The organism is Chitinophagales bacterium (assembly GCA_040877935.1).
Classification (GTDB): Bacteria; Bacteroidota; Bacteroidia; order Chitinophagales; family CAIOSU01; genus JBBDNB01.
This window is the reverse complement of sequence record JBBDNB010000044.1, coordinates 27,976-41,379: the sequence shown is the minus strand read 5'-3', so window position 1 is coordinate 41,379 and position 13,404 is coordinate 27,976. Positions and strand designations below refer to the sequence as shown.

9 protein-coding genes are annotated in these 13,404 nt (G+C 41.4%); 2 read left to right on the top strand and 7 right to left on the bottom strand.

What is annotated here, in order from left to right:
- Window positions 1-20 precede the first annotated feature (20 nt).
- The 7 genes from WD048_12235 to WD048_12205 form a co-directional block, all read right to left on the bottom strand.
- Entirely contained in the window at window positions 21-1,616 is a 1,596-nt protein-coding gene (locus tag WD048_12235; GenBank protein ID MEX0812978.1) for an efflux RND transporter periplasmic adaptor subunit, read from the bottom strand.
- Entirely contained in the window at window positions 1,613-1,972 is a 360-nt protein-coding gene (locus WD048_12230; protein MEX0812977.1) for a four helix bundle protein, read from the bottom strand. The genes WD048_12235 and WD048_12230 overlap by 4 nt, the downstream gene beginning before the upstream one ends.
- A gap of 125 nt (window positions 1,973-2,097) precedes the next feature.
- The gene (locus WD048_12225; protein MEX0812976.1) at window positions 2,098-4,176 is read right to left on the bottom strand and encodes a copper-translocating P-type ATPase; all 2,079 of its coding nucleotides are present in this window, start codon (window positions 4,174-4,176) and stop codon (window positions 2,098-2,100) included.
- 3 nt (window positions 4,177-4,179) lie between these two features.
- Window positions 4,180-5,451, bottom strand: a complete 1,272-nt coding sequence (locus WD048_12220; protein ID MEX0812975.1) for a TolC family protein — start codon at window positions 5,449-5,451, stop codon at window positions 4,180-4,182.
- A complete protein-coding gene (locus WD048_12215) occupies window positions 5,448-5,831 on the bottom strand; it encodes a four helix bundle protein (GenBank protein MEX0812974.1) in 384 nt (127 codons plus the stop codon). The genes WD048_12220 and WD048_12215 overlap by 4 nt, the downstream gene beginning before the upstream one ends.
- Before the next feature lie 285 nt (window positions 5,832-6,116).
- Window positions 6,117-10,319 (bottom strand): efflux RND transporter permease subunit, encoded by a 4,203-nt coding sequence (locus tag WD048_12210; protein MEX0812973.1) that lies wholly within the window; start codon window positions 10,317-10,319, stop codon window positions 6,117-6,119.
- Window positions 10,320-10,410: 91 nt separating this feature from the next.
- Window positions 10,411-10,827 (bottom strand): hypothetical protein, encoded by a 417-nt coding sequence (locus WD048_12205; protein ID MEX0812972.1) that lies wholly within the window; start codon window positions 10,825-10,827, stop codon window positions 10,411-10,413.
- Window positions 10,828-11,044: 217 nt separating this feature from the next.
- Between WD048_12205 and WD048_12200 the strand changes: the two genes are divergently transcribed.
- Window positions 11,045-11,839: a sterol desaturase family protein gene (locus WD048_12200; GenBank protein ID MEX0812971.1), complete on the top strand. Its 795-nt coding sequence runs from the start codon at window positions 11,045-11,047 to the stop codon at window positions 11,837-11,839.
- Window positions 11,840-11,887: 48 nt separating this feature from the next.
- Window positions 11,888-13,378, top strand: coding sequence for an NAD(P)/FAD-dependent oxidoreductase (locus WD048_12195; protein MEX0812970.1), 1,491 nt, complete (start codon window positions 11,888-11,890; stop codon window positions 13,376-13,378).
- Window positions 13,379-13,404: the final 26 nt, after the last annotated feature.

Genomic DNA, 13,404 nt, shown 5'->3' with positions numbered 1-13,404 from the left:
AGAATTTTCAATAAAATTAATCATTTATTATCATTTTGCGGATATTGACAACAGCCGGGCAAATCTTCATAAACCGATTCCTCCGCTTTTACTTTTTCAGTACTGTGCCCCACTGCCGCTATTTTCCGGTGAATTTCCATCTCTGATATTTTTTCGGGATTGTATTCCACATGCATCATTTTCGTGTCCATATTCCAGTTGGCACTGAAAATTCCAGATTCATCCTTTACTGCTCCTTCTATCCTATCCTTGCACATACTGCAATTGCCTGATACTCGGAATTTCAGGTGATTTTGGCTTTTATCTGATGCGGGGTCAGTCGCTTGCTTTCCGTGATCGTGGCCTTTCCTTTCAGCACCACCTTTCGGATTCATCATACTCGGTTTACCTGCCAATTGCGCAGCCGCATCAATGCTGAATGTGCCGTGCACCGCAATTTCCTCCCCTTTTTCCAAACCGCTTTCAATGATATACTCCTCGCCCATTTCAGATCCCAAAACAACTTCCCGCATTTTAAAATAAATGCCCTGCTCCGTAGAATCCTTAACATACACTACAGAGCGCTTTCCTGTCCACATCACAGCGGATTTGGGCACTGCTATAGAATTGGACTTTTGGGCAAAATCCGATTTTACGATTCCCGAAGCAAACATCTCGGGTTTGAGTTTTAGCTTATTATTGGCAACTTCTACGCGAGCTTTTGCCACACGGGTTTTGGGATTGATCACCGGATCGATGTAAGTAATTTTTCCATTGAATTTTTCTCCCGGCAAAGATTTAACCCTAAACTCAACTGAATCCCCTTTGTTGATCAGGTTTATATCTGATTCATAGATGTCAAAAAACACCCAAACCCTTGAGAGGTCTGCAATTTCAAAAATACTTTCGCCCTTTTGGACATAATCGCCTTTTTGCAGCATTTTTTGGGTCACATAGCCAGATACATCTGCTTTCACTGCAAAAGTCTCTTTGGGTTTTCCTGCTTCCAAAATTTGCTCTACCTCACTTTCAGAGAGTTTCCAGTTTTTGAGTTTTTCTTTGGCAGAGTGGAACAATTGCGGCTGAGATGCTTTGAATTTTTGCGCTTCAAACAATTCTTCCTGTGCGGTGACCAATTCCGGGGAATAGATATAGGCGATTGTTTGTCCCTTTTTGACATATTCGCCTGTGAAATTCAACAATAGTTGCTCAATTCTGCCGGGAATATGCGAGGATTGGGAATAAACCAAACGCTCGTCTTTTTCTACTTTACCGCTCAGTTGAATGGCGCTTTCACTGCCTGAGCCTCCCACTATTGCCGTACTGACATTCGCTAGTTTCATTGCATTGGCAGACATTTTCACAGCTTTTGGGTCGAGCCCTTCTTCACTGTTCAATGGAATCAACTCCATACCGCAAATTGGGCAGTCCCCGGGCTCATCTTTGCGTACCTGAGGGTGCATGGAACAAGTCCAGGTTTTTGATGTGCTGGTTTGCTGATTATCTGAGGTGCTGATTTGCTGATCGGTTGATTTACTGGTTGGTTGCTTATCTGGTTTTAAGAACCAAACCGCTGTAGCACCCAAAATAAAAGCAATCCCGAACAGCAGATATTTATTTTCAAGTATTCTTTTCATGGTCTTTTAATATTTGATCTTGTTGTAAAAATGATTTTGCTTAATAGCTTTTGAATGGAAAGCAACTCAGATTCAAGTTGAGGGCTTGGGTCGGGATACGATTTAGATTTTTTGCATAGAAGCAACCAATATTCTGTTTCCTCGGCTTCTTTAGCAGATATCTTTAGTTTATGAATAAAGTCAAGTTTGCTCTCACAACTTTGGGCTTCTCTGATATTCGCACCAATTGAGGTTCCTGATTTAAGCAACTGCCGAGCAATCACGTACTTTTTTTGTGCTTCAAGTTTCTCAGAATATTCAATAACATTGAGCGCAAAATCAAAGCTCAATTCCAATATTTCATTTCTTTTTTCCATCATTCTATTTTTAATCATTAAAAAATAAATATTTATTCAACATATCAATTCATTAGCAAATCAGCACATCAAATCATCAATCCATCAGCACATCAGCATATCAATTCATCAGCACATCAACTACATCAATTCATTTGTTTTTTGAGCAATTGCGCATTCACCGCCACAATTACGGTACTTAAACTCATCAAAACCGCACCAACTGCCGGACTTAAAATTATTCCCACGGGAGCCAGAATTCCCGCGGCCATTGGCACAGCCACAATATTGTATCCCGCAGCCCACCAGAGATTCTGCATCATCTTGCGGTAAGTCGCTGCCCCGAAAAGTATCAATGAGGCAATGTCCTTTGGATTGCTATTGACCAGCACTATATCTGCCGTTTCCGCTGCTACATCCGTTCCAGAACCCACTGCAATGCCAACATTGGCCTGGGCCAATGCAGGCGCATCATTTACGCCATCTCCGGTCATGGCAACAAACTCACCCTTTTCCTGTAAATCCTTAATGATCTTTTGTTTGTCTTCGGGCAAAACTTCTGCATAGTAATCGTCCAGTTCCAGTGTTTTGCTCACAGCTTTTGCAACGGTTTCATTGTCTCCGGTGGCCATAATTACTTTAATGCCCCGCTCTTTTAATGTGGCCACTGACTCAAAAGCATCTTCCCTGATTTCATCTGCCAGTGCAATAAATCCAATCAGCTTATTTTCCCGCAAAACAAAAACCACGGTTTCCGATTCATCCTTAAAATCGCCTTCGGGCAACTCAATTTCATTTTCCCTGAGGTAGCCCGGGCTGACAATACTTACTTTCTTGCCGTTTAATTCTGCCTGAATCCCTTGTCCTGTGATGTTCTGGAAATTTTTGGCTTCCTCGTATTTCAAGTCCATTTCCTGAACTTTCCGCATAATTCCACCTGCAATGGGATGCTCGGAATTGCTTTCCATCGCAGCTGCTATTTTTAAAAGTTCCTCATTGGAAATATCCTGATCAGTTGATTCAAAGCGGGTTACACCAAATTCACCTTTGGTCAAAGTCCCTGTTTTGTCAAATATCATGGTCGTGATCTTGCGGGAATTTTCAAATGCAGTGCGGTTGCGGATCAACAGACCTTTTTTAGCCGCAACAGCCGTAGAAATGGCAACCACCAATGGAACAGCCAAACCCAAAGCGTGCGGACAGGAAATAATCATTACGGTAACCATGCGCTCCAGGGCATATTCAAATTCCTTTCCCATAAAAAGCCATACGCCCAAAGTAATGATGCCAGCTCCCAAAGCCAGGTAGAACAACCACCCTGCTGCTTTATTGGCCAAATTCTGTGTTTTGGATTTTGTGCCCTGCGCCTCTTCCACCATGCCGATTACTTTGGAGAGGTAGGAGTCTTCTTCTGTGTGTTTTACCTCAATTTTCAGGGAGCCTTTGTCATTGATAGAACCACCGATCACTTCATCCCCGGCCTTTTTGGCCACGGGCTTGGATTCGCCCGTCAGCATCGACTCGTTGAGGTGACTTTCCCCTTCTTTGATTTCGCCATCGGCAGGGACTTTTTCTCCGGGTTTTACCAAAATCATATCTCCGGATTTCAATTCCGATATTTTCACAGTCTCGGAATCCCCACTTTCAGTAATCCGGTGTGCTTCAGAAGGCATCAATTTTGCCAATTCCTGCAAAGCATTGGAAGCGCCCATTACCGATTTCATTTCTATCCAATGGCCGAGCAACATAATGTCGATCAAGCTGACCAATTCCCAAAAGAATATTTTTCCTTCCACGCCAAAAACCACCGCAGAACTGTAGAAATAAGCCACCGAAATGGCCAGGGCAATCAAGGTCATCATGCCCGGGGCTTTGTCCTTTATTTCATCTACCAGTCCTTTCAGAAAAGGCCAGCCCCCATAGAAAAACACGATGGTGGATAAAGCAAATTGCACATAGCGATCGCCCTGAAAGCGCAGTTCATAGCCGAGCAATTCCTGTATCATAGGCGCCAAAACCACAATGGGCAGCGTAATGAGAAGCGAAACCCAAAAGCGCTTTTTAAAATCCTCGATCATGTGCGCATGATGGTCGTGGTGATCGTGGTGATCATGCTGATGTGATGATTTATTGTTGTGCTGATGGTTTGATGATTCTTCGCCATCATGTTCATGATGACTGTGGTCTTTATCGTGGTCTTTGTGATTATGATGTTGATTATCCATAATTTAATTTGTTTTAGCAGTTAAATAATTGAATTTGGCCAATCCAATATTGTATTGTGCCAAAGCTGTGGCTTTCATTTTGCGGTATTTGAGCAATTGCTGCTGCATGCGCAACACTTCCTCAAAATCACTGTTATCGTTGCTGTATGCCGAATAGAGCAAGTTTAATGTTTGCCGGGAACTTTGAATTTGTTGTTCGTAAAGCTTGAGTAAATCGAGCTGTTGCCGAAGTTCAAACCACTGCATTTCAATATTGCTTTTCAGTGCATTTTCCTGTTCCTGTTTTTGCAGGGCGTAGCTTTCCTGCATCAAGCGGTTTTCCTTTACAGCGGCCTTATATTTTGAACGGTAAATGGGAATCCCTACGCTCAACATTGGCATAAAGGCATCCTTGCCATTGTCATTTAAATCAGAGGCTGCTGCCCCTGAGAGATCCGTTCGTTCGCCAATTATAACATAATCAAGCCCCAGTCCTATTTGTGGCAATCCTTTCTTTTTGGCTGCCAATTCTCCGGCCTCAGCCGCTTTTATTTTCAAATCAAGTTCGCTGAGCAAAGGATGATTTTCAAACAATGAATCATTGTAATATTCAGCCGAAAATTCTTTGTAATCAATTGAATCGACAATACTGATACTGTCATTTTCATTTCTATTGAGCAACTTGTTGAAGCTTACCCGAAGTGGCTGTTCTTTGTCTTTTAAAATTTTAAGATTGGTAATGGCATCATTCAACATAATATCTACCCGCAAAACATCCGCCATAGCCGCTTTTCCATTTTCAAATTTTTTAGTGGCAACACTTTTATAAGATTCCAGTATCTCAATATTTTCCTGCTCAATTTGCTGCCAATGCTGAAGTTCATATAGCGGATAATAGGCTGCTGCTACCCTGTAAAAAAGTTTGTTGCGCACATCAATGAAAGACTGGAATTTGGCTTCTGCCATTAGTGTTGCTGCATCGCCCTGGGCTTTTAAGGTACCGAACCAGGGAAACATCTGTGAGAGTGAAAACCTTGCCCGTTGCGGGCCGACCCTTGTTTCTACCGGAGATATAAAATAGCCAAAGGAAAATACCGGATCCGCCAGGGAATTGACCTGTGGAATTTTCTCCAAAGCCGCTTCATATTCCTTGTACTTGGCTTGCAGACCTGGGTTTTGTTCGGCTGCTGTTTGTTGGTAATCTTCTATGGACTGAGCACTCGCTTGTATTGAAAGGAACAGGGAGATACATAGAAATAGATTGAAATAAATTGAAAGGAAATAAATGGTTCTCATCTCTTTTTGTTTTTTAGAGTAGCTGCAATGAAATTATTGAGCTTTACTTCTAATGGTTTGTGAATTTCACTGATCGAATCAAATGCACTTTGATTGATAATAGCCCTTTCCAGCATCAGCTCTGCCCAGTGTTGTACTGCTTCAGAAAGCGAACCTCTGGAAAAGTGATAAAAGCGGACTTTTTCGAGGTAATGGTAGCGGGCATAGCCTTCTGCAATATTAGCTCCTACTGAATCTGCCGACCTGATAAATTGATCTCCAATAATTTTCTTCTGCTCGTAATTCAGCTTTGAATATATTTCCCATGCAAGTGCAGAAAGCTTTCTGCTCAACTGATAAACTTCTAAATCCTTTAGCGTAATGTAATTTGACTGTTTCATTTTAAATAAATTTTGATGGTTTAAGAATAATCATATTTAATTAACAATAATCTCTCTATTTTCCTACTTATTTCAATCATATCTCCATTTATCCCCACCATATTTCCTTCTATTTCAACAACACCTCCACATATTTCCATATACTTCTACCTATTTCAACCATACTTCCACTTATTTCCATCATATTTCCAATTATCTCCATTTATTTCAACCATCCTCCCACCTATTTCCATCATATTTCAATCTATTTCAACAATACCTCCACATATTTCCATTTACTTCTACCTATTTCATTTTAACCTCCTCCCTCCAACAATACAGCACGGGCACGACAAAATAAGTAATGGCGGCAAAGATCATCCCCCCAAAAGCAGGAATGGCCATGGGCACCATAATATCAGCACCACGACCTGTTGAAGTGAGAATGGGCAATAAAGCAATAATGGTAGTAGCCGAAGTCATCACAGCCGGTTTGATTCTCTTTTGTCCGGCCTCGATCACCGCAGACCTTATTCCTTTTATGTTATCGGTTTTGTTTCTTTTAAAACTCTGATCCAAATAAGTGGCCATCAAGACCCCGTCATCCGTAGCAAGGCCAAACAAGGCGATAAATCCAACCCAGACTGCCACACTCAAATTGACCGTCTGCATTTGGAACAGGTCTCGCAGATTGGCTCCGAAAACGGAAAAATCTACAAACCAGTTTTGACCGTAAAGCCAAAGCATCATAAAACCTCCGCTAAAAGCCATAGCAATGCCAGCATATACCATTAGGGAGGTTGTAACCGAGCTGAACTGGAAATAGAGAATGAGGAACACAATGGCCAAAACCACCGGAATAATTATAGACAGGCGTTTTTCCGCCCTCACCTGATTTTCGTAGCTGCCAGAAAATTTATACCTGACTCCTTTTGGCACATCCAGTTCTCCAGCATCAATTTTTTCCTGAATGGCTTTTTGTGCATCATTTACCACCCCTACTTCGGAAAAGCCATCCCGTTTGTCGAACAGCACATAGCCCACCAAAAAAGTCTCTTCACTTTTGATGGCCTGTGGACCGCGCTCGTATTCAATATCCACCAATTGTTTAAGCGGAACTTGTTCTCCATTGGAACTTGCCATCAATATGTTTCCTATGGCTTCGGGACTACTGCGCAATTCACGGGGATAGCGTACCCTGACCGGAAAACGCTCCCTTCCTTCTACCGTAGAGGTGATTTTCATTCCGCCAATGGCTGTTTCTATGGTCTGTTGCACATCCTCAATATTCAACCCGTAGCGGGCAATTTCATCTCTATTGATATTGATGTGCAAATAGGGTTTTCCTACTATTCTATCTGCAAAAACCGCTTCTGATTTTACGGAAGCCACTTCCTTGAGAATTCCTTCCAGGCGCATACCGAAATCCTCAATGGTTTTGAGATCAGGGCCATAGACTTTGATTCCCATAGGTGCGCGCATACCTGTTTGCAGCATGACAATTCGCGTTTCAATGGGCTGCAGTTTTGGTGCAGAAGTAACTCCTGGAATTTTGGTCACTTTCACGATTTCCTCCCAAATATCATCGGGCGATTTGATGTGAGGACGCCAGTTTCGGAAGAAATTGCCATTGTTATTTTTTAATAGAAATAAATGGAAGGAATTGGAAATAGATTGAAATAATTTGTCTTGAACTTTCCCCGAAAACTCCTCACCTTCTTTGTTTACAAATACATAAGCATCGGCATCAAAAAACACCTCTGCTCCATTTGTTTCTACCTTATTTCTATTTATTTCTGTTTTATTACCATCTACCTCAACCTTATCCCCTTTTTCATCCACCTTATTTCTACTTATTTCAACTTTACTTCCCTTTTCATCCGCCTTATTTCCACTTATTTCTACATTTTCTCTCTTTATCCAAACATCGTTCAACACAAAATCTCCATGCTCATTGATTTCAAACCTTTCCCTCCTTCCATCTTCACCGACTATATACTCCGGTTTGTAATTGATGATGTTTTCATACATAGAAATTGGCGCAGGATCGAGTGCGGACTCCACCCTGCCGAGTTTACCAACTACCATTTCCACTTCAGGGATACTGTTGAGCAGCATATCCATCTGCCCCAGTACTTTCAGGTTGTACTCCATACCCGAATGTGGCATAGAAGTAGGCATTAGCAAAAAACTTCCCTCGCTGAGCGATGGCATAAATTCCTTTCCCATTCCCGGAAATGTATGCGCAAGTGCAGACCATGTTTTTGTCTGACTGATCTCCCAGCCCAATTTATCTGTGCCCTTGGCTACAAAACCGAATATTGTATTGAACCCCAACCAAATTACCGCGCCCAAAAGAATCAAAAAGGAAGGCAAGGAAAGGAATAGAATTTTGTGATTTAGGCACCATTTTAAAATGCTTTTGTAGAAATATTCCAGCAAGATGAATGACCCTAAAATCAGTCCAACCAAAAGCGAGACGAAAACAGCATTGAGCATTAGACTTTTACCGGCACCAAGCGGCAACCAATATTTAGCCAATAACCATAAAACAGCAAATGCAACAATAAATATCTCAGCATTTTCCAATAGCCAATAGCCCCAATTTTTAGCCTCTAACTTCCAACTTCTATCTTCTAACTTCTCTTTTCTATCTTCTAACTTCTCATTTCCAACTTCTAGCTTTTCAAACAAAAACCATTTCAACAACCCCACAAGGCCAAAAGCCAAAAGAATTACCCCAGCCCAAATTTGCCCGAAAACAAGGCAAAGAATACCCAGAGGCAGGAGCGCAATATTCAATCCGTTTTTGATTTTATTGTGATTGATTCTAAGTCCAAAAAACCAGTGCGCCAACATGGGCATAATAAAAAGTGCTACGATAAGAGCCGCTATCAATGCAAATGTTTTGGTATAAGCCAGCGGGCCAAAAAGCTTTCCTTCGGCTGCCTGAAGCGTAAATACCGGAATAAAACTCACAATAGTGGTAGATACGGCAGTGAGTATAGCAGAACTCACCTCAGCAGAACCTTCATAAACCGCTACTTTAATTTTTTGGTAATAGGATGTCTTGGATTCCCCATCTATTTCAACAGTATTTCCATCTATTTCATCTGATATATTTCCACTTTTTTCAACATTATTTCCATTTATTTCAACTGTATCTCCATCTATTTCATTTAACTTCTTCAAAATATTCTCCGAAAGAATTACCCCCAAATCCACCATAGTACCAATGGCAATAGCAATACCCGATAAGGCCACAATATTGGCATCTACACCAAAATAGCGCATGGCGATAAAGACCATCAAAATGGCCAAAGGCAAAAGTGTGGAAATGAGCAGTGAGGCGCGTAAATTATAGACCATTACAATTACCACCAAAATGACAATCAAAATTTGCAGGGACAATGCTTCCTCTAGTGTTCCCAAAGTTTCATAAATCAGGCCGGATCGATCGTAGAAAGGCACAATGGTCAACTGGCTTTCCGTACCATTGGCAAGTGTCTTTTTGGGCAATCCGGGCGAGATTTCCTCGATCTTGTCTTTCACATTATTGATGACTTCCAGCGGATTGGCTCCATAGCGGGCAACGACCACTCCCCCAACTACTTCGGCTCCTCCTTTATCAAGGGCACCTCTGCGGGTAGCGGGACCCAAACTCACTTTCGCGACATCTTTTATGCGAATGGGGACATTGTCCTGCACATCTACCACTGCTTTTTCAATGTCTTCTAATTTTTTGATGTAACCCAGTCCGCGCACCAAATATTCAGCCTGATTGATCTCTATGGTTTTGGCGCCCACATCCCTATTGGATTTTTGAACGGCCTGCATCACTTTGTGCAGCGGAATATTATAGGATTTCAGTGCATCGGGATTTACATCAATTTGGTATTCCTTTACAAAACCACCGATAGATGCCACTTCAGAAACCCCATCCGTAGCATTGAGCCCATATTTTACGTAAAAATCCTGAACTGTGCGTATTTCGTGTAAATCCCATCCGCCCGTAGGATTTCCATCTTTGTCGCGTCCTTCAATGGTGTACCAATAAATCTGACCAAGCGCAGTTGCATCAGGTCCCAATGTAGGTTGCACCCCATCGGGCAGGATGTCTTTCGGCAATGAATTGAGTTTTTCTAGAATTCGCGAACGCGACCAGTAAAATTCAATATCTTCCTTAAAAATGATGTAGATGCTGGAAAATCCAAAAATGGACGAACTGCGAATGGATTTCACCCCCGGTATCCCCAGCAAATAGGTGGTAAGCGGATAAGAAATCTGATCTTCTATATCCTGTGGCGATCGTCCCTGCCACTCGGTAAATACGATTTGCTGGTTTTCGCCAATATCAGGGATGGCATCCACAGGAACAGGATCGGAGGGCAATGCCCCAAGCTGCCAGCCAAAAGGTGCAGTAACAATTCCCCAGGCAATAAAGCCCAGCAAAATAAGCGATGTTACCAGCTTATTATCCAGAAAATATTTTATGATTTTATTGAGCATAATTCAGATTTGCTGATGAATTAATGACTTGATGTGCCGATGTTCAAAACTTGTATGAACAGCACATTAGCAAATTAAAAAATCAGCAAAATCAAATTAAGAAGGTCTGGAAAAGCACCTGTATGTCTTTGTCCAGTGGGGGCGGGTAGTAATTACCGTATTGTGGAAAGATTAATTCCGGGAAATATTTTTCACTCTTACTTTGGGCAAAAGCCTGCACAAAATCAATATCAAAATTGAGCTTCTGAATCGTTTGGTTAAAATCCTCTTTTAGCTCTACCGTGAGGTATTCATTTTCGCAGCAAGGTACTTTATTGATGCGTTCTTTAGTATCCGAATGAAATGGGCATTCCTCTTTTACTTTGTGCATGCCGCAATCCAAATCACCTTTGCCCAGCATGAGCTGAGATTTCACCACAAAACCTGCGCAATAGTGCGTGGCCATTGTAAGGCTTATGTTGCTGAGCAACAACAGTAGAGTAAAAAATATGGAAATGACTTTCTGCATCAATTCGAATATAAGTATTTTACAGAGAAAAAGGTACTATGTATTGTGTTAATTGTTATTAATCTGAGCTCGGAAATTATTTATTGCTCAGAATGCCATAAAACAGAAATATTATTCTTGGAAAGATGCACAATGCTATATTCATTAAATTAATTAACAAATGTAAACGTCTGCTGCTGTTACAAGTCTTATTTTTGGCGTAAACCAATTAATAATCATGGAAACATTTATTCAAAGTTGGCTGGGAGCAACATTTTTCAACAGCCTTCGCTATTTTACCATTGCGGGCTTGGCGTTCATTCCATTTTATCTTTTAATGAAAGACCGCTTTACAAAAGAAAAAATCCAAAGTAAATCAGCCACTAAAAAAGATTTTATCCGTGAAGTAAAAGACTCCATTTCTACCATGGTGATCTTTGGAATAAGTGGAGCCCTGTTGCTGGCAAGCCCTGTAAGACAATACACACAGGTATATTCTGAAGCAAATGAATTTGGATGGCTCTATCTAATATTAAGCGTAGCCCTGGCATTGGTCATCCACGATACCTATTTTTATTGGACCCACCGGTGGATGCATGGAAAGAAGGTGTACAAGCGCTTTCACCTCACCCACCACCTTTCTATAAACCCAAGTCCCTGGGCTTCTTATACTTTCAGCGGTCTGGAAGGTGTAATTCAGAGCGGCATTATCTGGGTACTGGCTTTTTGTATCCCAATGCACGAATATGCACTCTTATCCTTTACTGTAATTGCTTTTGTGATCAATGTTTACGGACATCTCGGTTATGAAATTGCACCACTCTGGTTCAGAAAAACCACAATATTTAAATGGATGGCTACTTCTACCTATCACAATCTGCACCACAGCAAGTTCAACGGCAATTTTGGACTGTACTTCCGCTGGTGGGACAAGTGGATGAACACTGAAGTGCCAGGTTATGAAAAAGCATATGACAAAATCCAGGAAAGAAGAATGGAAAAAGGATTGGAACCTGAATTGAAAAATATTTAAGGTACTGGTAAAGAACTAATTTTTATACTAAAATTTTAAATCAAAACATTGCAAGAAACAAATCAAAATAAAGACAAGAATTCCGCCCGTAAATTTGAAATAGCCATTATTGGCAGTGGATTTGCCGGTATTTGCATGGGTATTAAATTGCGCGAAGCGGGCATCACGGATTTTGTAATCCTGGAAAAAGCCGATGAAATTGGCGGTACCTGGCGCGACAATACCTACCCCGGAGCCGCCTGTGATGTTTCTTCACACCTCTACTCCTTTTCATTTGAACTGAACCCAAAATGGAAGCGCATGTTTTCCGGTCAACAAGAAATATTTGAATACCTGAAGCACTGTATAAAAAAATACGACCTCTTGAAACACATTCGCTTCAATGCCGCTGTTATGGGCGGCAAATACGAGGAAGAAAGTGGTATCTGGCTGGTTGATATTGCTAACCAGAGTCCAGTGGAGTGCCGTTTTTGGATCAATGGAATGGGGCCGTTGAACAGGGCTGTTACACCCGACATACCCGGAAAGGAAAGTTTTAAGGGCGCAGCTTTTCATTCCTCATCCTGGAATCATGATGTAGATTTAAAAGATAAAAAGGTGGCCGTAGTCGGCACGGGGGCCAGTGCCATACAGATTGTTCCAGCAATTGCCCCAATGGCCAAACAACTTCACCTCTTTCAGCGAACTCCTGCCTGGATCATGCCCAAGCACGATAGGGAAATGCTTCTTTTGGAGCAAGTTTTATTTAGAAAAATGCCTTTTATCCAGCGCTTATACCGCAATGTAATCTATGGTATTAATGAATTGACAGCTATTGCAATGGTCTATAAACCTCGCCTGATAAAATTCCTGGAAAAATTTGCCATAAGAAATATGCGCAAGCAAGTGAAAGACCCGGAACTGCGCAAAAAGCTGGAGCCCAAATACAGCTTTGGTTGCAAAAGGGTATTGCTTTCCAATGACTACTACCCTGCATTGACACGCGACAATGTAGAAGTGATAACAGATTCCATTGCTTCCATTTATGAAAATGGTTTAAAAACTGATAAAAATGAGTCCATTGATGTAGATGCCATTGTTTATTGCACCGGTTTTATGGCTTCTGAATATCCCAAATATTTCAAAGTGTTTGGTAAAAATGGATTGGAGCTGGGTAAATACTGGCAAGATGGCCCTGAAGCATATATGGGCACTACCGTAAACGGATTTCCAAACCTGTATTTTATCATTGGCCCCAATACAGGGCTTGGTCACAATTCCATGGTGTTTATGATTGAGGCGCAGGTCAATTATATTATGGATGCCATTAAAAAAGCGCGCAGGAAAAAAGTGAAGGCTATGGAAGTAAAAGCTGAGGTACAGCAAAAATTCAATGAAAATATCCAGACCAAACTGCAAAGCACCATATGGAACAGCGGTTGTATGAGTTGGTATATGACCAGCAGTGGCAAAAACACCTCTATTTGGCCGGGCTTCACTTTTGAATTCTGGAACAAAAGCAAAAAAATTAAGGACTCGGATTATTTGTGGGAGAAATAAAAAATTGAGGCATGTATTTTCATGGT

Coding starts and splice junctions, on each gene's coding strand:
- WD048_12235 (MEX0812978.1), bottom strand. CDS start 1,616: ATGAAAAGAATACTTGAAAATAAATATCTGCTGTTCGGGATTGCTTTT.
- WD048_12220 (MEX0812975.1), bottom strand. CDS start 5,451: ATGAGAACCATTTATTTCCTTTCAATTTATTTCAATCTATTTCTATGT.
- WD048_12215 (MEX0812974.1), bottom strand. CDS start 5,831: ATGAAACAGTCAAATTACATTACGCTAAAGGATTTAGAAGTTTATCAG.
- WD048_12230 (MEX0812977.1), bottom strand. CDS start 1,972: ATGGAAAAAAGAAATGAAATATTGGAATTGAGCTTTGATTTTGCGCTC.
- WD048_12210 (MEX0812973.1), bottom strand. CDS start 10,319: ATGCTCAATAAAATCATAAAATATTTTCTGGATAATAAGCTGGTAACA.
- WD048_12205 (MEX0812972.1), bottom strand. CDS start 10,827: ATGCAGAAAGTCATTTCCATATTTTTTACTCTACTGTTGTTGCTCAGC.
- WD048_12200 (MEX0812971.1), top strand. CDS start 11,045: ATGGAAACATTTATTCAAAGTTGGCTGGGAGCAACATTTTTCAACAGC.
- WD048_12225 (MEX0812976.1), bottom strand. CDS start 4,176: ATGGATAATCAACATCATAATCACAAAGACCACGATAAAGACCACAGT.